At 53.6% G+C, this 20225-nt stretch carries 23 protein-coding genes; 11 read left to right on the top strand and 12 right to left on the bottom strand.

Annotation, left to right across the window (positions count from 1 at the left end; translation table 11 throughout):
* Nucleotides 1–153 precede the first annotated feature (153 nt).
* Both HV355_RS14545 and HV355_RS14540 read left to right on the top strand, forming a co-directional pair.
* A complete protein-coding gene (locus HV355_RS14545) occupies nt 154–243 on the top strand; it encodes a YnhF family membrane protein (RefSeq protein WP_042717882.1) in 90 nt (29 codons plus the stop codon).
* 165 nt (nt 244–408) lie between these two features.
* A complete protein-coding gene (locus HV355_RS14540) occupies nt 409–1575 on the top strand; it encodes an MFS transporter (protein ID WP_010430305.1) in 1167 nt (388 codons plus the stop codon).
* A 37-nt stretch (nt 1576–1612) separates the two neighbouring features.
* Here the strand turns inward: HV355_RS14540 and sodB are convergent, their stop codons facing one another.
* A complete protein-coding gene (sodB, locus tag HV355_RS14535; RefSeq protein ID WP_089599797.1) occupies nt 1613–2194 on the bottom strand; it encodes a superoxide dismutase [Fe] in 582 nt (193 codons plus the stop codon).
* Nucleotides 2195–2317: 123 nt separating this feature from the next.
* Complete coding sequence (locus HV355_RS14530; protein WP_120158815.1) at nt 2318–3091, bottom strand: C40 family peptidase; 774 nt, start codon at nt 3089–3091, stop codon at nt 2318–2320.
* 338 nt (nt 3092–3429) lie between these two features.
* Here HV355_RS14530 and grxD point away from each other — a divergent pair, with 338 nt between their 5' ends.
* Nucleotides 3430–3777: a monothiol glutaredoxin 4 gene (grxD, locus tag HV355_RS14525; RefSeq protein ID WP_010430312.1), complete on the top strand. Its 348-nt coding sequence runs from the start codon at nt 3430–3432 to the stop codon at nt 3775–3777.
* Nucleotides 3778–3854: 77 nt separating this feature from the next.
* Here grxD and rnt read toward each other — a convergent pair whose 3' ends face one another.
* From rnt to eptA, 5 genes are all read right to left on the bottom strand, one after another.
* Entirely contained in the window at nt 3855–4514 is a 660-nt protein-coding gene (rnt, locus tag HV355_RS14520; RefSeq protein WP_042718996.1) for a ribonuclease T, read from the bottom strand.
* 96 nt (nt 4515–4610) lie between these two features.
* Entirely contained in the window at nt 4611–5018 is a 408-nt protein-coding gene (gene gloA, locus HV355_RS14515; RefSeq protein ID WP_010430317.1) for a lactoylglutathione lyase, read from the bottom strand.
* A gap of 99 nt (nt 5019–5117) precedes the next feature.
* The gene (locus HV355_RS14510) at nt 5118–6215 is read right to left on the bottom strand and encodes an alkene reductase (protein ID WP_182402420.1); all 1098 of its coding nucleotides are present in this window, start codon (nt 6213–6215) and stop codon (nt 5118–5120) included.
* Nucleotides 6216–6268: 53 nt separating this feature from the next.
* Nucleotides 6269–6868, bottom strand: a complete 600-nt coding sequence (locus HV355_RS14505) for a TetR/AcrR family transcriptional regulator (RefSeq protein WP_100166913.1) — start codon at nt 6866–6868, stop codon at nt 6269–6271.
* A 26-nt stretch (nt 6869–6894) separates the two neighbouring features.
* Nucleotides 6895–8535 carry a phosphoethanolamine transferase EptA gene (gene eptA, locus HV355_RS14500; protein WP_182402531.1) on the bottom strand — a complete coding sequence of 547 codons (1641 nt, stop codon included), beginning with the start codon at nt 8533–8535 and terminating at the stop codon, nt 6895–6897.
* Nucleotides 8536–8683: 148 nt separating this feature from the next.
* Here eptA and HV355_RS14495 point away from each other — a divergent pair, with 148 nt between their 5' ends.
* The 3 genes from HV355_RS14495 (at nt 8684) to sodC (ending at nt 10467) form a co-directional block, all read left to right on the top strand.
* Nucleotides 8684–8923 (top strand): DUF1289 domain-containing protein, encoded by a 240-nt coding sequence (locus tag HV355_RS14495; RefSeq protein ID WP_010430327.1) that lies wholly within the window; start codon nt 8684–8686, stop codon nt 8921–8923.
* 48 nt (nt 8924–8971) lie between these two features.
* Nucleotides 8972–9868, top strand: a complete 897-nt coding sequence (locus tag HV355_RS14490; RefSeq protein WP_126815396.1) for an aldo/keto reductase family oxidoreductase — start codon at nt 8972–8974, stop codon at nt 9866–9868.
* 80 nt (nt 9869–9948) lie between these two features.
* The gene (gene sodC / locus HV355_RS14485; RefSeq protein ID WP_182402418.1) at nt 9949–10467 is read left to right on the top strand and encodes a superoxide dismutase [Cu-Zn] SodC; all 519 of its coding nucleotides are present in this window, start codon (nt 9949–9951) and stop codon (nt 10465–10467) included.
* Here the strand turns inward: sodC and HV355_RS14480 are convergent.
* From HV355_RS14480 to HV355_RS14470, 3 genes are read right to left on the bottom strand one after another with little or no spacing between them, the layout of a single operon-like run.
* Nucleotides 10446–12479: an FUSC family protein gene (locus tag HV355_RS14480; protein WP_182402416.1), complete on the bottom strand. Its 2034-nt coding sequence runs from the start codon at nt 12477–12479 to the stop codon at nt 10446–10448. The genes sodC and HV355_RS14480 overlap by 22 nt on opposite strands.
* Nucleotides 12476–13339, bottom strand: a complete 864-nt coding sequence (locus tag HV355_RS14475; RefSeq protein WP_120158810.1) for an HlyD family secretion protein — start codon at nt 13337–13339, stop codon at nt 12476–12478. The genes HV355_RS14480 and HV355_RS14475 overlap by 4 nt, the downstream gene beginning before the upstream one ends.
* Before the next feature lie 2 nt (nt 13340–13341).
* Nucleotides 13342–13578 carry a DUF1656 domain-containing protein gene (locus HV355_RS14470; protein ID WP_010430338.1) on the bottom strand — a complete coding sequence of 79 codons (237 nt, stop codon included), beginning with the start codon at nt 13576–13578 and terminating at the stop codon, nt 13342–13344.
* 184 nt (nt 13579–13762) lie between these two features.
* Between HV355_RS14470 and slyA the strand changes: the two genes are divergently transcribed.
* A complete protein-coding gene (slyA, locus tag HV355_RS14465) occupies nt 13763–14203 on the top strand; it encodes a transcriptional regulator SlyA (protein WP_182402414.1) in 441 nt (146 codons plus the stop codon).
* 41 nt (nt 14204–14244) lie between these two features.
* On the opposite strand, the gene HV355_RS14460 is transcribed toward slyA, so the two are convergent.
* Nucleotides 14245–15606 carry a GGDEF domain-containing protein gene (locus tag HV355_RS14460; RefSeq protein WP_182402412.1) on the bottom strand — a complete coding sequence of 454 codons (1362 nt, stop codon included), beginning with the start codon at nt 15604–15606 and terminating at the stop codon, nt 14245–14247.
* A gap of 198 nt (nt 15607–15804) precedes the next feature.
* Nucleotides 15805–16272, bottom strand: coding sequence for an outer membrane lipoprotein SlyB (gene slyB / locus HV355_RS14455; protein ID WP_010430343.1), 468 nt, complete (start codon nt 16270–16272; stop codon nt 15805–15807).
* A 254-nt stretch (nt 16273–16526) separates the two neighbouring features.
* Between slyB and anmK the strand changes: the two genes are divergently transcribed.
* From anmK to tyrS, 4 genes are all read left to right on the top strand, one after another.
* Nucleotides 16527–17651, top strand: a complete 1125-nt coding sequence (gene anmK, locus HV355_RS14450) for an anhydro-N-acetylmuramic acid kinase (protein ID WP_089599506.1) — start codon at nt 16527–16529, stop codon at nt 17649–17651.
* A 93-nt stretch (nt 17652–17744) separates the two neighbouring features.
* Nucleotides 17745–18068, top strand: coding sequence for a C-type lysozyme inhibitor (gene mliC / locus HV355_RS14445; protein ID WP_182402410.1), 324 nt, complete (start codon nt 17745–17747; stop codon nt 18066–18068).
* Nucleotides 18069–18125: 57 nt separating this feature from the next.
* Complete coding sequence (gene pdxH / locus HV355_RS14440; protein ID WP_003857601.1) at nt 18126–18782, top strand: pyridoxamine 5'-phosphate oxidase; 657 nt, start codon at nt 18126–18128, stop codon at nt 18780–18782.
* Between the two features lie 125 nt (nt 18783–18907).
* A complete protein-coding gene (gene tyrS, locus HV355_RS14435; RefSeq protein WP_108416861.1) occupies nt 18908–20182 on the top strand; it encodes a tyrosine--tRNA ligase in 1275 nt (424 codons plus the stop codon).
* Nucleotides 20183–20225: the final 43 nt, after the last annotated feature.

The raw sequence follows: 20225 nt of genomic DNA, 5'->3' as shown, positions 1-20225 counted from the left end.
GCTAATAAATTTAGCGTGGAATTTTGTCCTATCTTGATGAAAAGGGGAAGAGCTAAAGTGGATATCAGTTTAAATCCAGGAAGATTTTTGACGTAAACTGTGTAAAAATGAGCAAGCTCACTTTTCGTGGGGTGATTAAAAGGAGAAAAATTGATGAGTTCCGATCTGAAGTTTTCGCTGGTGACCACCTTTATCGTGCTGGCATTGATTGTTGCCGGTGGTTTGACGGCTGCGCTGCACTGATTTACGCGGGGGGAGAGTCCTCTCCCTCCTCATTTTCTTCCTATTGTTACCTCTCCGGCAAAAATCTTTTGCCAAAATGTTAACTTCTCAAATTTTGTGATTGATGTCATGCTTTTGACTTCTTAGTTCTGTGTCGCGTGATGACACGGCATCCGGAGTTGACTCATGAAAATCAATTTTCCTCTGCTGGCCCTGGCGATTGGCGCCTTTGGGATCGGCACCACTGAATTTTCCCCGATGGGGTTACTGCCTGTTATCGCACGCGGTGTAGACGTCTCTATTCCTGCGGCCGGGATGTTAATCAGCGCCTATGCCATCGGCGTGATGGTCGGGGCCCCGCTGATGACGCTGCTGCTGTCGCACCGCGCGCGTCGCAATGCGCTGATATTTTTGATGGCGATCTTTACGCTGGGCAACGTGCTCTCCGCGATTGCGCCGGATTACACCACTCTGATGCTGTCGCGTATTCTGACCAGCCTGAACCACGGCGCATTTTTCGGTCTGGGCTCGGTTGTTGCGGCAAGCGTGGTTCCGAAGCACAAGCAGGCCAGCGCGGTGGCGACCATGTTTATGGGGCTGACGATCGCCAACATAGGCGGTGTGCCTGCGGCCACCTGGCTGGGTGAAGTCATTGGCTGGCGAATGTCTTTCCTGGCGACAGCAGGGCTGGGCGTGGTGGCGATGGTGGCGCTGTTCTTCTCCTTACCGAAGGGGAGCGCCGGGGAACGTCCTGACGTGCGCAAAGAGCTGTCGGTGCTGATGCGTCCTCAGGTGCTTTCCGCGCTGCTGACCACGGTGCTGGGGGCCGGTGCGATGTTTACCCTCTACACCTATATTTCACCGGTGCTGCACGATATTACCCACGCGACGCCGATCTTTATTACCGCGATGCTGGTGCTGATAGGCGTGGGCTTCTCTATCGGTAACTATCTGGGCGGGAAACTGGCCGATCGTTCCGTGAGCGGTACGCTGAAAGGCTTTTTAACCCTGCTGATTGTCATCATGATTGCGATCCCGTGGCTGGCACGCAACGAATGGGGTGCGGCGATCGCAATGGTCGTGTGGGGTGCTGCCACCTTTGCCGTGGTACCACCGCTGCAGATGCGGGTGATGCGTGTCGCCCATGAAGCGCCAGGTCTCTCTTCTTCCGTGAATATCGGTGCGTTTAACCTGGGTAATGCGCTGGGGGCTGCAGCGGGCGGGGCGGTGATTTCCGGTGGGCTGGGATACAGTTTTGTGCCGGTGATGGGGGCAATTATTGCCGCACTCGGCCTGCTGTTAGTGCTGATGTCCGGTCGTAAACAGCCAGAAGCTGCCTGCGCGGCGGAATAAACAAAAACGCAGAAGGGCGAACCCTTCTGCGTGTCTCTTACGCGGCGAAGTTCTTCGCCACAAAGTCCCAGTTAGCCAGTGCCCAGAAGTGCTCCAGATAGTTAGGACGCGCGTTACGGTAATCAATGTAGTAAGCGTGTTCCCATACGTCCACGGTCATCAGCGGTTTAGCGCTGGTGGTCAGCGGGGTGCCCGCATTAGAGGTGGAAACGATAGCCAGCTTGCCATCCGCTTCTTTGACCAGCCACGTCCAGCCGGAACCGAAGTTTTTGATGGCCGCATCGGTAAACTTCGCCTTGAAGTCCGCGAAGCTGCCAAAAGCGGCGTTAATGGCGCTTGCCAGTTCACCGTCAGGTTCACCACCGGCATTTGGCGCCAGGCAGTGCCAGTAGAAGGTGTGGTTCCACACCTGAGCCGCGTTGTTAAACACGCCACCCTCTGAGCTACGGACGATCTCTTCCAGCGTTTTGCCTTCGAAATCGGTACCTTTAATGAGGTTGTTCAGATTGGTGACATAGGTTTGATGATGTTTGCCGTAATGGTACTCCAGCGTTTCCGCAGAAATGTGTGGTGCCAGGGCGTCTTTTGCATACGGTAGTGCAGGTAATTCGAACGACATTGCTTCTCTCCTTATTTTATTTGTACGTTGTCAATAACCCTACAGACAACAGGGAAAGGATAGCAAATTGAAAGAGTATGCAAAAGAGGAACTTACCCTGCCACGCGTGCGGCAGGGCAGGGGTTAGCGAATGGTTTTTGGCGTCATCACACGGCGCGCGCCAACGTAATGACGCACCCAGTAGTCTTCACTGAGTGAGGTAATCTGGATGTCCTGGCCGCTACGCGGTGACTGAATGAATTTTCCGTTGCCGACATAGACCCCGACATGGTCAGCCGTGCCGCGACCCTGGGTACGGAAGAACACCAGGTCACCGTTCTCCAGCTCACCACGATTGACCGGTGCGGCGTCGCGCAGGTGGTACATCTCATTAGCGGTACGCGGAATACGGAACTTCACCAGGTCTTTATAAGCGTAATAGACCAGGCCACTGCAATCGAAACCCGTACGCGGAGAAGTGCCACCCCAGTGATACGGTTTACCTATTTGCCCCATTAATTTATTCATCGCCGTTTTTTGCGCTTTCTGCATACGGACTTTATGCACTTCGGCTAATTTCGTGACTTTCGTGCACTTCGCTTTGTGACCTTTACGCGTAGTGCATTTTTCTGTCACGAGGTTGGCGGCCGTTTGCGAGGCTTTACGTCGGCTAGAATGTGCGGTGTGGGTTGGGGATGTTTTCGTCTTGCTGGAGGCGGTCTTTTTGGTCGGTGTGGGTGTTTTTTTCTTTACGGTCTTGCTGGTGGTTTTTTTCTTACGTTCTGTGGACTTAACCAGATGCGATTTTTGTACAGCAGAATGCCGCGCCTGTTCAGAGGCGTTCGCCGCTGGCGTGAAAGTGAGTGATGTAAACAGTAAAGCACAGAGCGTGATCGAGATTTTATTTATCCGCGCCACTGGGCAGTCCCCTGATTAATGCAGGCCATCAATAATACCCGCGTATGATTTACAAAGCCTGTCGATTCTAATCCATAAAAACCCGAGAAGTTAATAGCATTTTTCATTCTAAAATCATGTTTCGTTAGCAAGTGCAAAAAAATTCATCGTTCTGTCGCACTATTGTTCACTCCCTAAGCAAAACCGTACGGCAAACAGGGATAAACGTCATTTGCAATGCATCTTTTAGCGTTAGCCGTTAAAATAGTAAGACGTGACAAAAATGTTATTTTCCGATGTCTGTCTGAACCGCTACAATGTCAGACTAATGCCGTAACAGAAGTTAAAGGAAGCAAGACATGAGCACCACTATTGAAAAAATTCAGCAACAAATCGCTGAAAACCCGATTCTCCTGTACATGAAAGGTTCTCCGAAGCTGCCAAGCTGCGGTTTCTCTGCGCAAGCGGTTCAGGCGTTATCTGCCTGTGGTGAGCGTTTTGCTTACGTTGATATCCTGCAGAACCCGGACATCCGCGCTGAGCTGCCAAAATACGCAAACTGGCCGACTTTCCCACAGCTGTGGGTTGACGGTGAGCTGGTGGGCGGTTGCGACATCCTGATTGAAATGTATCAGCGTGGCGAACTGCAGCAGCTGATCAAAGAGACGGCGGCGAAGTACAAAACGGAAGAACCAGACGCAGAGTAAGTTTCTGCGTTAATAAAAAAGCGACCCGCTTAGTGTGGTCGCTTTTTTTTTGCCGGGTGGCGCTGCGCTTACCCGGCCTACGATTGGCGATCGGCCTCATCATCCATCGGCAAAGGCCAGCCGCCCAGACGTTTCCAGCGGTTCACAATTTCACAGAACAGTTCTGCCGTACGCTCTGTATCGTAGAGCGCCGAGTGCGCCTGGGTGCCGTCAAACTCAATCCCTGCCGTGATGCAGGCTTTGGACAGCACCGTTTGTCCCAGCGCCAGACCGCTTAGCGCTGCGGTGTCAAAGGTCACAAACGGATGGAACGGGTTGCGTTTCAGCGAGGCGCGCTCTGCGGCGGCCATCGTAAAGCTGTGGTCGAACGTCGCGTTGTGGGCCACCATAATGGCGCGGCTACAGTCATTCTCTTTCATGCCTTTGCGCACCATTTTAAAAATGGCGTGCAGCGCGTCATATTCGCTGACCGCGCCACGTAACGGGTTTTTCGGATCGATACCGTTAAAGGCCAGCGCCTCAGGCTGCAGGTTTGCCCCTTCGAAAGGTTCAACATGGAAATGCAGCGTGGTGTCCGGTGTAAGCCAGCCCTGTTCATCCATCTTCAGCGTGATGGCGGCAATTTCAAGCAGCGCATCGGTTTTAGCGTTAAATCCGGCTGTTTCTACATCAATGACAACGGGATAAAAACCACGAAAACGGTCGCACAGACCGGTAAATTGAGCGTTATCGGACATCAGGGTCTCTTACAAGGGGAAAAAAGCAGTGCGCATTATGGCAAATTTTGAGAGGGGATGCAGTAAAACTACGGGCGCATAGTGCGCCCTGCGGGATCAGTTGCCCAGACCGCGGCCAGCGTCTTTGGCTTCGATCAGTTCGATTTTATAACCGTCGGGATCTTCAACAAACGCAATCACGGTGGTGCCGCCTTTTACCGGGCCCGCTTCACGTGTAACGTTGCCGCCGTTACTGCGGATGCGCTCGCAGGCTTCCGCTGCGTTGTCCACTTCCAGCGCGATATGACCGTATGCGGTGCCAAGCTCATAGCTGTCTACGCCCCAGTTATAGGTCAGCTCGATGACGGCTTCATCGGTTTCCGGGCCGTAACCCACGAACGCCAGCGAGTATTTGTATTCTGGGTTTTCGCTGGTGCGCAGCAGCGTCATGCCCAGAACGTTAGTGTAGAAATTGATGGAACGTTGCAGGTCGCCAACGCGCAGCATGGTGTGAAGTAGGCGCATAATTTCCTCATTAACCAATAGAATGGAGTATCTTTTTGAACAGAAACGATGTTTTAGTATAGCGGCGAAATGTCGCCGCTATCAATGCACAATGGGGGATTACAGCGAAGGGTAGTCGGTATAGCCTTCCGCGCCGCCGCCGTAGAAGCTTTCAGGGCGCTGTGGGTTCAGCTCCGCTTTCTTCTGCAGACGGGCAACCAGATCCGGGTTCGCAATAAAGTCACGGCCAAACGCGACGGCGTCGATCAGGCCTTTGCCGATCAGATCTTCCGCTTTTTCTGGGGTATAGGCACCCGCACCGATGATCACACCGTGGAAGCGCTCGCGCACTTTCTGGCGGAATGCTTCTGTGTAGGGCTGGCCGCCTGCCCAGTCCGGCTCGGACATGTGCAGATAAGCAATACCGCGTTTCGCCAGCTCTTCAATCAGATACAGCGCGTCCGCTTCTTCGTTCGGGCCGTTGTCGACGTTCTGGAAAGAACCAATTGGAGAGACGCGAATACCAATACGGTCTGCGCTCCACTCTTTACACACCGCATCCACCACTTCCAGGACCAGACGCGCGCGGTTTTCAACGCTGCCGCCGTACTGGTCCGTGCGGTGGTTAGAGGACGGTGACAGGAACTGGTGCAGCAGGTAACCGTGTGCAGAGTGCAGCTCAACCAGGTCGAAACCGGCTTCACGGGCGTTCGCCACGGCCTGACGGAAATCGTTCACGATGCCAGGGATCTCGTTCAGCTCCAGCGCGCGCGGCATGGAGGTATCGACGCGGATTGCATTGCCGTTTTCATCGCGCAGGGACGTTCGGGTATTTGCGCTCAGGGCAGAAGCAGAGACCGGTGCCTGACCGCCAGGCTGGATGCTGCTGTGCGAGATACGGCCGGTGTGCCACAGCTGAACCGCAATGCGGCCATCTTCTGCGTGCACGCCTGCGGTGATTTTCTTCCACGCGGCAATCTGCTCCGGGCTGTGCAGACCGGGCGCACCGGCATAGCCTTTCGCCTGGGCTGAAATCTGCGTGGCTTCTGAGATGATAAGGCCTGAGCTTGCGCGCTGACGGTAATATTCACCCATCAGAGGCGTTGGGATGTCACCCGGCTCGATGCTGCGAAGACGGGTCAGCGGGGCCATAAACACACGGTTTGGCACGGTAACGGCGCCCACTTTCAGTGGGGTAAATAACTTTTCAGCGGACATAACGACTCCTGAGTAGACCAGTCGACTAGTAATAACGTAAATAAAAACGCCTGCTAAGCGCCAGGCGCAGTAATACTGCTTTTTACATGTGCCAGCGCGCTTTCGAGCGGCACGGCACTGCGAGAAATCTTGGCCTGCAGGTTGGCTCCTAACCAGAGGGAGTATAAAACCTGAGCCTGTGTAAGCGGGTCACCGGGGAAGGAGAGCGTGTTTTCATCACGCCCCTTCGCCAGCGCCTGTGCGAGCAGGGCGATAACCCCGCTGGCACCTTTATCCATCGCCGCGCGCATATCTTCGGAGAGATCGCACACTTCCGCAGATAGTTTGACCGTCAGGCAACCGCTGATGATGCCCTGCTGACAGAACTGCGTCAGCGTTTCCTGATAGTAGTTCAGAACACGATCCCGGTAGTTACCTGCACCGCTGGCGAAGTGGGTGGCAAGGCGCTGATGGTAGCTGGCGTAGTGCCGCTCCAGCATGGCCACGCCGAAGGCTTCTTTGGAGCGGAAGTAGTGATAAAACGACCCCTTCGGCACCTCAGCGGTTTTCAGTAACTCACTCAACCCCATACCGGTAAACCCGCGGTGCATGCAAAGACGCTCGCCGGTTGCCAGTAAATGTTCGCGTGTATCGTGTTCAGTGTGTCTGCTCATGGGGGCACTCTAATAGACCGTTCGGTCTAATGCAAGCTTGCTGAGTGACGACATGGCGACAAAATATCCATCTGTTGCTGATAAACCGTTGATTTCACGTCCATCATGCCCAGTACGGTGGCGAACAAATTGTCCTGCGATACCGCATCTTTTGCTGCATGGTCACGCAAACACTGCTCGTTGACGCCATAATTTTTCGCGTAGTCAGGGGAGAGCCAGAACATAAAGGGAATATGCGTTTGCTGCTCGGGCGCCAGCATGTAGGGCGTACCGTGCAGATAAATCCCGCTTTCACCCAGTGATTCACCGTGATCGGAAAGATAAATCAGCGCCGTATTCATGTTGGCCTGACGGGCTTTTAAGGCGTCAATCGTTTTACTGACCACACTGTCGGTATAGAGGATGGTGTTGTCATAGGTATTCATCAGCGCCTGATGATCGCAGTCCTGAATTTCGTTGGTATCACAGGTTGGCGTAAATTTTCGGAAACTGTCCGGATAGCGTTTGTTATACGCCGGACCGTGACTGCCCATCAGATGGATAACCAATACCGTGTCTTGCTTCAGACCGTCCAGCACATTATCCAGACGATAGAGATTCACATCATCAATACAGGTTTTGTCTTTGCAGAATTGATCCAGTTTCCACTGCGTCATGTCCGTGTGCGGCACACGGTCGCAGGCACCTTTACAGCCGCCGTCGTTATCGCGCCACAGCAGATTGACACCTGCATGGTTAAGCACGTCGAGCAGACCTTCCTGGTGACGCGCGAGGTCGGCATCGTATTTTTTCCGGGTCATGCCGGAGAACATACAAGGGACAGAAACGGCGGTTTCGGTACCACAGGACGAGGCCTGCGGGAAGTTAATGACGTCTTGCTTTTTCAGTTCCGGGTTAGTTTCGCGCCCGTAACCGTTGAGCGAGTAGTTTGCCGCGCGTGAGGCTTCACCGACGACCAGCACCAGCACGGTTTTTTTCTGCTGCCCGGCAATCAGTGGGCCTTTATGGGCATCTTCACCGATGCGTACCAGCGTTTGGTCGCCCGCAAACCAGCGCATTTTGCTGTATTTCACGACGGCGCTGACGTAGTTCGCCGGCGTGACCATTTTGACAATGCTTTTATTATTCCGAAACAGCGAGGCGTAATCTTTATAAAAGACAGCAGCCACCAGAATAATGACCAGAAGTGCCCCCAGCATTGCTGCAAAGCGCATCAGGAGGGCATACCACCATTTCCCGGTACGGATCCGCGTCAGTGCGAGTATGACGGAAGGGACAATACCAGCAACGGCAATCCACAGGATCATCTGCGGCGTGAGCAGTGCCGTGGCTTCCTGGGAATTGGTTTCAAACACGTTCACAATCATGTTCTGATCGATAACCGCGCCGTAGGTGTACATAAAGTAGGTCGCGGCAGCACATCCCATGGTCAGGACAATCAGCAGCGGCTTACGAATAAAGGGAATATTAAGCAGGCTAAAAACAATTACCCAGCCGCAGAACAGCACCAGCGGTACGGAAGCGGCAAAGAGGATATCGTGCAGATGTGCAGGGGCGATAATGGCCCAGCTGCGCTGAATAAAAAGTGCATTTAGCGCAGTGAAGAAAAGCGCACAACCCAGAGTGAATTTAATATCGTTACAGTGTAACTTTTTTGCAAACCACATCATAAGCAAACCATTCTTTATAGTGATGCGGCGAGTATAGAGAGGGAAGATTAGTGAAACCTTAATGCCACAAAACGGTGGTAAATCTCTTGCACAGTAGGCGCATAACGTCTTCACTGTAAGTGATGGTCGGTTTGTGGAGGTGAGTGTGGCAGAGCAACTGGAATTTTTCCCCATCCAGAGCCCGTGCCGGGGGATTTGTCAGGTGGATGAACGCGGCTATTGCCGTGGGTGTATGCGTACCCGTGACGAGCGGTTTAACTGGCAAAACTTTAGCGATACGCAAAAGCAGGACGTGCTTCGCCTCTGCCGACAGCGCCTGCTGCGCAAAATTCGCGCAAACAAAGCGGGGGAAACCGAAGAACCCCAGCAACCTTCACTGTTTTAACACGGTAATTGCGTATACTCATGACATCACGTTCTTGAGGAAAATGTTATGGTTCAGCGTATTACCCTTGCCCCGCAGGGCCCGGAATTCTCCCGTTTTGTCATGGGCTACTGGCGTTTGATGGACTGGAATATGTCCCCGCTTCAGCTGGCAAGCTTCATTGAAGAGCATCTCGATTTAGGCATCACCACCGTCGATCATGCCGACATCTATGGCGGCTATCAGTGTGAAGCCGCCTTCGGCGAGGCGCTAAAGCTGGTGCCAGCCCTGCGTCAGCGGATGGAGATCGTCACCAAGTGCGGGATCGCCACCACCGCGAAACCTGAAAACACCCTCGGCCATTACATTACCGACAGCGCACACATTATTAAAAGTGCCGAACAATCTCTGGTGAATCTGGCAACCGATCATATCGATCTGCTGCTAATCCATCGTCCGGACCCGTTGATGGATGCCGATGAGGTGGCGGAAGCGTTTCTGAATCTGCACCAGAGTGGCAAAGTCCGACACTTTGGCGTGTCTAACTTCACCCCGGCGCAGTTTGCGCTCCTGCAATCGCGTCTGCCGTTTACCCTGGCCACTAATCAGGTCGAGATCTCTCCAGTACACCAGCCGCTGCTGCTGGATGGTACGCTCGATCAGCTGCAGCAGCTGCGCATCCGTCCTATGGCGTGGTCGTGCCTAGGCGGCGGTCGTTTGTTCAATGACGATGAATTCCAGCCCCTGCGTGACGAGCTGGAAACCGTTGCCCGCGAACTGAATGCCGAAAGCATTGAGCAGGTGGTCTATGCGTGGATCCTGCGTCTGCCGTCTAAACCACTGCCGATTATCGGTTCGGGTAAAATTGAGCGTGTGCGGTCCGCGTTGGCGGCCGAAGAGCTGCAGATGAGCCGTCAGCAGTGGTTCCGCATCCGCAAGGCCGCGCTGGGTTACGACGTGCCATAAACCGCCATAAGGTGACTTTCCGGTGAAATCTTTGCCTCTGGTATACACTTAAGGGGCAAAAAATAACCAGCGGAGGTCATATGAAGCGTTTTGCTCTGGCATTGGTCACGCTGGTTGTTTGCGCAGGGGCGCAGGCAGCCAGCGACGAAGTAGAAATGAATCTCGTCACCTCACAGGGGGTAGGTCAGTCCATCGGTACGGTGAAGATCACGGAGACCGATAAAGGGCTGGAGTTCGTCCCCAACCTCAAAGCACTTCCTCCCGGTGAACATGGTTTCCATGTCCATGCTAAAGGCAGCTGTCAGCCTGCATTAAAAGAAGGCAAACCGTCGGCGGCGGAAGCAGCAGGGGGTCACCTCGATCCGCAGCATTCCGGCAAGCATGAAGGCCCGGAGGGAATGGGGCATTTAGGCGATTTGCCTGTGCTGGTGGTGAACAATGACGGTAAAGCGACGGATCCCGTGGTGGCACCTCGTCTGAAAAAGCTGGACGAGGTGAAAGGGAAAGCGCTAATGATCCATGTCGGCGGCGATAACATGTCCGATCAGCCTAAACCCCTCGGGGGTGGCGGAGCACGCTATGCCTGTGGCGTGATCTGATCCCCAATCGTTCCCGGTGGCGGTGCCTGTTCCAGCTGCGACAGCGAGCAGTGCAGGCGCCAGATTATCGAGGCCAAATCACGAGCCGCGAGCAGATGATGCCGCGCAAGGGTATCGCAGATCCGCTGCAGTTCAGCCAGCGTGGTTTCCAGCGGCCGCTGCTGGACGCCGCTCTCACTCATTACATCGCGTAGCAGGGAGAGGCAGACATCGCGCACCTGCGACAGCGGGTCGGAACGCGTTTCCCACGCACGAAGCTGCCAGACGACGTGTGAACAGTTCAGCAGTACCACGCCCCAGCGTAACAGCCAGCGGCGGGAAAGAGAGTCCTGGCTATTATTGAGCTGGCTGACATGGTGATAAACCAGCGATTCATACTCGCTTTCACGCAGATGCGGTTTACGGCTAAGCTGGTCGACAAATCCCCGCCTTAGCTCACGGATATGTCTGCGGCTTTTACGCGCATCAGAACCCGGCCGTAGTACGGCGAACGCCAGCCACGCCAGACCCACGCCGAGGATCTTCGCCAGATTGTCATTGAGAAAGTCGGCGTAATCATACACCGGTGGATTCGTCACAGAGATAAACGACCCCATAAAGACAATCAGCTGTCCCCAAAGACCGGCCAGCCTGGGCATTTGCAGCTTCAGCAGCTGCATGGTGGTTAACAGCGGGAACAGGAACAGCAGGAACTGCCACAGGTCGCTTATCTGAACCATCAATCCAAACTTCACCACAAAACTGAACAGCGACAGCAACAGCAGCGTGCGTAACAGCAGCGTAAGCGAGTTAAACGGTGACGCGGCAACGGAATAGAGCACGCAGCTGATGGCGGCAAGCGTCAAGGCCGCAGAGCCGGATTCCCACTGCGTGGTGATGCTCCACGCGCCAACGAGGGTAAGGGCGCAAAAGGTGCGAAAACCGCTCCACAGCGCTTCCATATAGTCGGTGTGGCGTGCCAGCGCCGGGCTGCTGGGGACGGTGAATTCCGTTATTGGAGTGGCATTTTCGACCGCGTTGATCCAGCGACTGCTTCGCAGATACAGCCGACAAAAATAGTTCAGGCGCTGCCAGAACGCGCGGTGGCGGTAATCGTATTCATCGACGGGAGCGAGCGGGGCGATGATCCTTGCCACGGTGTAGATGTCCGTATCCGGGCGGGCGAGGGCAGCTAGTAAGGTATCAATGACGGCGCGCGTGTTGGCGGGCGGCGCGGGCCAGTTGAGCAGCATTCGACGCAGGCTGGAGATAGCGCTGGTCATCCGCAACTGCTGATGCAGCAAATAGTTGAGGAGTTTGTTCTGCCGACGAAAGCGATAGTGGCTCCAGAAGGCCTGAATGCGCAGAAGATTCATGGTCAGGATCTGCCCGATGACCTTTTCGTGGGCCAGACGGATTTCATCGTTGGTATCTGGCTGCCAGAGAAGGCTTGCATGCTCCAGTAAGCGGGCATGCATGGTCTTCAGGGCGGTGATAAGCGCTGTCCCGTCGGAGGTACTGGGCAGGATCATCATCATAAACCCACCGCTAAGAATGCCGACAATCACTTCACAGACACGCGCCTGGGCGATGTCCCATAGCTCGGTGGTGTCGAGTACATTCACGACGGGAAAGGCAATAATGGCGGCGGTATAACCCGCCAGCTGGAATGCGTAGGCAACGTTATTGGTAAAATGGGCGCAGGCCCAGGTACAAAACCCCAGCCAGGCCGCCATGCTCAATAAAAAGAGCCACGGATCGTTTAGCGTATGCCCCGCAATGATTAACGCTGCGGTGGCTCCCAGCAGGCTCCCGGCCACGCGCCCCAGACTTTTGCTGATGACCCCACCGACGGTCGGGAAGCTTACCACCGCCGCAGAGGTCATCGCCCAATAGGGTTCATCCAGATTCAGGTAATAGGCGACGGTCAGCGCAAGGCACATGGCAATGCCGTTTCGCAGCGCGTAACGCCACTGAGGGCGCGACGCTTTTACCCACGGAAGGTTTTGCCAGGAGAGCACCCGAAGGTTCATCTGCGTGTTCCGATAGAAACAGTACAGGTCGTGCCTGAAACCAGCGTGAGATGCTGGGGCAGGTTATCAAACTCTACGCGAACCGGAACGCGCTGTGCCAGACGAACCCACGGAACGTTAGGTTTAATATCGGGTACCAGGCCGGAATCCGTCTCAACGCTTTGATCGTAAATGGCGCGCCCAATGCTGGAAACGTGACCCTGTAACCTTTTCGAGCCGCTATAGAGTGTGATAGTTGCAGGTGCCCCTTCCTGAATATGGCGAAGCTTGGTCTCTTCAAAATAGCCCACAACATAAAAAGAGTGGCTGTCGACTAAGGCAAAAACGGGTTGACCGGTAGTGGCATAGTTCCCCACGCGGGCAGAGAGGTTTGTCACCCAGCCATCGACCGGTGCTTCTACCACCGTTTGCGTTAACGCCCACTGCGCCTGCTTGAGCGTAGCTTCCGCCACGTTAACGCTGGCTTGCATAGCCTTAACGTTTATGTTGGCAGTGTCTAAATCTTCGGCAGAGATATAGTTTTGCGACAAATGCCGACGGCGGGTCGCTTCGTTGTTGGCTTTCGCGAGATCGGACTGCGCTTTCGCTAGCTGTGCCTGGGCGTTGAGGATGGCGATATGAAAGGGCGTATCATCAATACGGAATAAAACGTCTCCCTTTTTGACGAACTGGTTATCCTTAACAAGAAGCGTCGTGATGCTTCCGGACACCTGCGGTGTGATGCTGACCTGCTCTGCGCGAATTTTACCGTCGCGTGTCCAGGGGGACTGCATGTAGTAGTTCCACATCCACCAACCGGCAACCAGCGCCAGCGCCAGAACAACAAGAGTGGAAAAGTATTTCAGCGTTTTCAGAGACATATTCACCACACGGTCAACACAGCAAGGCCCAGGCATACGGAGAGGGCAAACAGGGAGAGATCCATCAGCATGGGGTGCCAGATCTCGCCGGAATACATCCAGTCTCGCAGGAGCCGGTGTGCGACAAGCCAGATAGCAAAGCCCACCAGTACGGCTTTAAACAGGGGAGGAAAATAGACTGATGCACCAAAGATCAGGTCCTGGAGGGGTAACCCCGTGGAGTTTAACGAGAACGTCACGAGCAGTGGTCCTTTGCAGTGAACTGAGTGCCACGATGGGCTGTCTTAATGATGTAACATGAGTATTCAGTGTAAATCATACTTTTATTAATGTTGAATGCAGTAATGCATTTGTTTTGGCAATACAAATACTGCACACTATTCTAAAATCAGTATAATAACTTAGCAAGCTAATTATAAGGAGATGAAATTGGAATCGCCATTAGGTTCTGATCTGGCAAGGTTGGTACGCGTCTGGCGTGCTCTGATTGACCATCGCCTGAAACCTCTGGAATTGACACAGACGCATTGGGTCACGCTGCATAACATTCATCAGCTACCGCCCGAGCAGTCGCAAATTCAACTGGCAAAAGCGATCGGTATTGAGCAACCGTCACTGGTGCGCACGCTCGATCAGCTGGAAGAGAAAGGACTTATCTCCCGGCAAACCTGTGCCAGCGATCGTCGCGCGAAGCGGATTAAACTGACGGAAAAAGCGGCGCCTATCATTACTGAGATGGAAGCCGTTATCAGCAAAACGCGAGGTGAAATCCTGTCCGGGGTATCACCTGAAGAACTGGAAATGCTCATCAGACTTATTGGACGCCTTGAGCAAAACATTCATGAGTTGCAGTCACGCGACTGAGAAGTAAAAAAAGGCCTTGCATGAGCAAGGCCTTTCTCTTTTTACTGGAAAATCACCACGCGGTTTCGGCCAGTCTCTTTGGCCTCGTACATCGCCTTATCCGCACTTTCTACACACTTCTCGGCGGTTATGTCCGGCGATGTTGCCGTGAAGACGCCCATACTGATCGTAATCGGCTCGGGCAGTTGCCCCTCACTGCTGGCTTTATCAAAGCTGCTTAACTTTATACGGATGCGTTCAGCGACCTGGCGTGCTTCTTCTGAAGAGGTATTTTCCAGCATCAGGACAAACTCCTCGCCGCCGATGCGTGCCGCGATATCTTGCGGTCGCACGGAATCCATCAGCAGGTTAGAGACAAACTGCAGCACTTTGTCTCCCTGCAAGTGCCCGTAGTTGTCGTTGATGCGTTTGAAGCGATCGAGATCGCTGACAATCACGGAAACCGGACGGTTGGCTTTGGCGATAGCCAGCGCCTGATTTAATGAATCATAAAAATAACTGCGGTTATAAAGACGCGTCAGCGGATCGCGAATCGAGTTCTGATAAGACTGCTGATACTTTAAATGTGATTCACGATACAAATTGAAAACATCGTAAAGCAGGACAAAAATAATAAGCAGCGTCGCGACGGTTTCAAATAAACGGGCGCGATACCAGGAGATATCTTCGGCATGCCCACCCACTAACAGCATTGACAGCGTGACCACATAACAGACGCAAAGGAAATTCCCTCCGACCCAGAAAAGATTGCGTACGCGCGTAATAAACATCAGCGTTGCTAATGTCACTATCCACAGGACAATTAATGAAATATTAATGCACTGGCTCCAGAGAACCATAAACTGGCGGGTTTCATTATCCATCAGGTCAATTGATAACAAATCTGAATGACTTGAATAGACCCAGGCCAGAAACACGGCACAAAAGGTAAAGACAAATAACCCGCTAATAATTGAAACATGCGCCAGCCGTGACAGTGGTCGACTCCGCGTGATGTAGAGTAATGCCGAGACGATGATCAGTATCGCCATTAACAGATGGCGGAACATGTAGTAAATCATCGCATCGTTATAGTTGACGACATTGAATTGATAGAGATCCAGCCAGGCCGGGAAACTCGACAGCGTGCCAATCATCAACAATGCCGAACCGGCAAAGGCGAAGGCGATCGCTACCAGATACAACCGTTTCCTGTCACACCAGTATTTCATTAGCATAAAACAGGCAATAAACAGGTGAAATACCAGCAAGAAAATGGTGAGCGTCGGGAACAGAAACGGTGAAAAGGAAGGGATCCAACCCACCAGTTTGATAAATAACGTTTGTAATATCCCGATGACAACAATGCAACCGAGACAGAACGAGATATAACGACCTTTTACAAAACGACTCATCGCAAGCATATATTTTTTAACAAAGTTATAATGAATTAAAAGAGGTAATTGCGACGAGTCTAAACTATTAATTCAATAAATACTTTGCGCAGAAACAATATCAGATAACATTAATAATAAGTGCAATAAATATATATTGTAAATATATTCATTCAAATGATGTATTTTGTAAACGGATGTGGCCCGAGAGCCACATCCGTTATCAGATTAACGCGGGGAAACCGTCACCTGACGGCCATTGCTCGCCAGAACAACACGCTGGCCAGCGGAGAAGCGGGTGTTGCCTTGTTTCTGAACGACCATAATGGTGCTACCGTCATCTTTGCGGATTTCCAGCTCCACGCCCTGGGTTTTGTTCATTGCACCCTGAACGCCCTGGCCTGCGACACCACCGGCAACGGCACCTGCTGCTGTCGCCAGAGAACGGCCCGTACCACCGCCTACGGTGTTACCGAGGAAGCCGCCCAGAACCGCACCGCCGATAGCACCCATTACGTTGTTTTCATCGCCGCCCTGAATTTGAACAGGACGCGCATTAACAATGGTACCGTAAGTCACGTTCTGAACTTGTTTAGCCTCAGAAGCGCTATAGACGTCGCCAGAAAGTGAACTGTCATTCACACAACCAGCGAGTGTTAAACCAATCAGCGAAACGCCCAGTACACGTAAAATCATTTGAATCTCCTGTTCACCCAAAACGCCCGGTTCGGGCATCCATTATGGCTAAATTATATGGCATTACGGGCCATACTTCATATCTTTGCACTAACTATCAGAAAATTGTACTTGAATTTGGCTTAACGGAAGATAAACGGACTTCCCGCGTGCCGACTGTCTGACATTGTTAAAAAATATTATCTCCGCATAGCAAAGCACCGCTGTTTATGGTGGAGTGGTTATCCTTAGCCCACTCAACGTAAGGAAAGCGCATGAAATCGGGTCGCTATATCGGTGTGATGTCTGGAACCAGTCTTGACGGTGTCGATGTCGTTCTGGCCGCCATTGATGAAAACATGGTGGCGCAGCAGGCGAGTCTGACCTGGCCTATCCCCGTTTCGCTCAAAGAAGACATTTTGAGCATTTGCCAGGGTCAACAACTGACGCTTTCGCAGCTGGGACAGCTCGATGTGCGGCTGGGGGCGCTGTTTGCAGAGGCTGTTTTAGGCCTGATGCGCAAAGAGAATCTGCAACCGCAGGATGTGGTCGCCATTGGTTGTCACGGTCAGACTGTCTGGCATGAACCCACCGGCGACGCGCCGCACACGTTGCAAATCGGTGATAATAATCAGATTGTGGCAAAAACAGGTGTCACCGTGGTGGGGGATTTTCGTCGCCGCGATATTGCGCTGGGCGGGCAGGGTGCGCCGCTGGTGCCCGCGTTCCATCACGCGTTGCTGGCACATCCGGTTGAGCGCCGTATGGTGCTTAATATCGGCGGGATTGCAAACCTGTCGATGCTGATACCCGGCCAGCCCGTGCGCGGGTACGATACGGGGCCGGGCAATATGTTAATGGATGCCTGGATCTGGCGTCAGTGCGGGAAGCCCTATGATAAAGACGCGGAGTGGGCCAGCGAAGGCAAAGTCATTCTTCCGCTGCTGCAGTCCATGCTAAGCGATCCCTGGTTTGCGCTGCCCGCGCCGAAGAGTACGGGGCGCGAGTATTTCAACTACGGCTGGCTTGAACGCCAGCTGGCGCAGTTCCCTGCGCTGGCACCACAGGATGTTCAGGCCACGCTCACCGAATTGACCGCAGTGTCGATATCCGAACAGGTTCTCCTCAGCGGAGGGTGCGAACGCCTGCTGGTGTGTGGCGGAGGGAGCCGCAATCCGCTGGTGATGGCGCGTCTGGCGGGGCTGCTGCCGGGTACCGAAGTCACCACAACGGATGAAGCCGGGATCAGCGGTGATGATATGGAAGCGCTGGCTTTCGCCTGGCTTGCCTGGCGTACCGTTGCCGGTTTGCCCGGTAATTTACCTTCTGTCACCGGCGCGCGGGAGGCAAGCGTCCTCGGGGCGATTTTCCCGGCAAATCCGCGTCATAATCAGAGTTAACTGAAATTCATCGTGGCGTGTCGTCGTTAGAATGGAACGAAACAGGAGGGCAGCGATGTCCTCCAGGACCAGGAAAGTCTTCGGAATACGCCCATGAAAAAACTTCTTCTTATTGCCGCGCCTTTATTGCTGTCAGGATGCAGCGTCTATAACCAGCTCCTTGAGCGCATGCAGACCGATACGCTGGAGTATAGCTGCGATGAAAAGCCGCTGACCGTTAAGCTGAATAATCCGCGTCAGGAAGCCAGTTTTGTCTACGACAACAAACTGCTGACCCTGAAACAGGGGATGTCGGCTTCCGGGGCGCGTTATACCGACGGGATTTACGTGTTCTGGTCGAAAGGTGACAGCGCAACGGTCTACAAACGTGACCGCATTGTGCTGAACAATTGCCAGCTCGAAAATCCGAAGCGTTGAGATTTTTACAGGGGCGGCGCACAATAGCGCCTCCCACTCTCAATGTCAGCTAACGCCATGTCAGATAACGACGAACTGCAGCAAATTGCGCATCTGCGCCGTGAATACACCAAAGGCGGCCTGCGTCGCCAGGATCTTCCCGCTGAACCCCTTGTGCTTTTCGAACGCTGGCTGAAACAGGCCTGCGAAGCGAAACTGGCCGACCCCACCGCCATGGTTGTCGCGACGGTTGATGAAAACGGTCAACCGTATCAGCGCATCGTATTGCTCAAGCATTATGACGAGAAAGGGCTGGTGTTTTATACCAACCTGGGCAGCCGCAAAGCGCACCACCTGGAAAACAATCCTCGCATCAGCCTGCTGTTTCCGTGGCACATGCTGGAGCGTCAGGTGATGGTGACAGGCAAAGCGGAACGTCTTTCGACGCTGGAAGTGGTGAAGTATTTCCACAGCCGCCCGCGCGACAGCCAGATTGGCGCCTGGGTTTCAAAACAGTCCAGCCGTATTTCTGCCCGCGGCGTGCTGGAAAGCAAATTCCTCGAGCTCAAACAGAAGTTCCAGCAGGGCGAAGTGCCGCTGCCAAGCTTCTGGGGTGGTTTCCGCATCCCCATTGAGCAGATGGAATTCTGGCAGGGGGGCGAACACCGCCTGCACGACCGCTTTTTATACCAGCGCGACAACGGCGGCTGGAAAATCGACAGACTGGCACCGTAATCCCCGAAATTTGTTGATTTAAGCGCTAGCGCGCACCGCGCTTGCGCTTTATTCTATGGTCCTTTCGCATCAGGCGAAAAGTCGTGTACCGGCAAAGGTGCAGTCGTTTATACATGGAGAATTTGATGGCAAGCAGTAACTTGATTAAACAATTGCAAGAGCGGGGCCTCGTGGCCCAGGTGACGGACGAGGAAGCGTTAGCAGAGCGACTGGCGCAAGGCCCGATCGCGCTCTATTGCGGCTTCGATCCCACCGCTGACAGCTTGCATTTGGGGCATCTTGTTCCATTGTTATGCCTGAAACGCTTCCAGATGGCGGGCCATAAGCCTGTTGCCCTGGTGGGCGGCGCGACCGGTCTGATTGGTGACCCAAGCTTCAAAGCCGCTGAGCGTAAACTGAACACAGAAGACACTGTGCAGGAGTGGGTGGATAAAATCCGCAAACAGGTGGCACCGTTCCTCGACTTCAACTGTGGCGACAACTCCGCAATTGCTGCTAACAACTACGACTGGTTTGGTGGCATGAACGTGCTGACCTTCCTGCGTGATATCGGCAAACACTTCTCTGTTAACCAGATGATTAACAAAGAAGCCGTGAAACAGCGTCTGAACCGTGACGACCAGGGCATCTCCTTTACCGAGTTCTCCTACAACCTGCTGCAGGGCTATGACTTTGCCTGCCTGAACAAACTGCACGGCGTTTCCCTGCAGATTGGCGGTTCTGACCAGTGGGGTAACATCACCTCCGGTATCGATCTGACCCGCCGTCTGCATCAGAATCAGGTCTTCGGCCTGACCGTTCCGCTGATCACCAAAGCCGACGGCACCAAATTCGGTAAAACTGAAGGCGGCGCGGTGTGGCTCGATCCGAAGAAAACCAGCCCGTACAAATTCTACCAGTTCTGGATCAACACGGCGGATGCCGATGTTTATCGCTTCCTGAAGTTCTTCACCTTTATGGACATTGAAGAAATCAATGCGCTGGAAGAAGAAGACAAAAACAGCGGTAAAGCGCCGCGCGCGCAGTACGTGCTGGCGGACGAAGTGACCAAATTGGTTCACGGTGAAGAAGGTCTGGCCGCGGCAAAACGCATTACCGCAAGCCTGTTCAACGGTACCCTGAGCGATCTGAGCGAAGCGGACTTCGAACAGCTGGCGCAGGACGGCGTGCCAATGGTTGAGATGGAAAAAGGGGCTGACCTGATGCAGGCGCTGGTGGATTCTGAGCTGCAGCCGTCTCGCGGTCAGGCGCGTAAAACCATCGCGTCTAACGCCATCACCATTAACGGTGAGAAGCAGACTGACCCGGAATACACCTTCGTTGACGGCGATCGTCTGTACGGACGTTACACGCTGCTGCGTCGCGGTAAGAAAAATTACTGTCTGGTCTGCTGGAAGTAATTAAAAGTACACAGGGGCGTGGGAAACCACGCCCCTTTTGTTT

Origin of the sequence: Enterobacter sp. RHBSTW-01064 (assembly GCF_014103035.1) — a bacterium.
Taxonomy (GTDB): Bacteria; Pseudomonadota; Gammaproteobacteria; order Enterobacterales; family Enterobacteriaceae; genus Enterobacter; species Enterobacter mori.
This window is presented reverse-complemented; position numbering and strand designations above follow the sequence as displayed.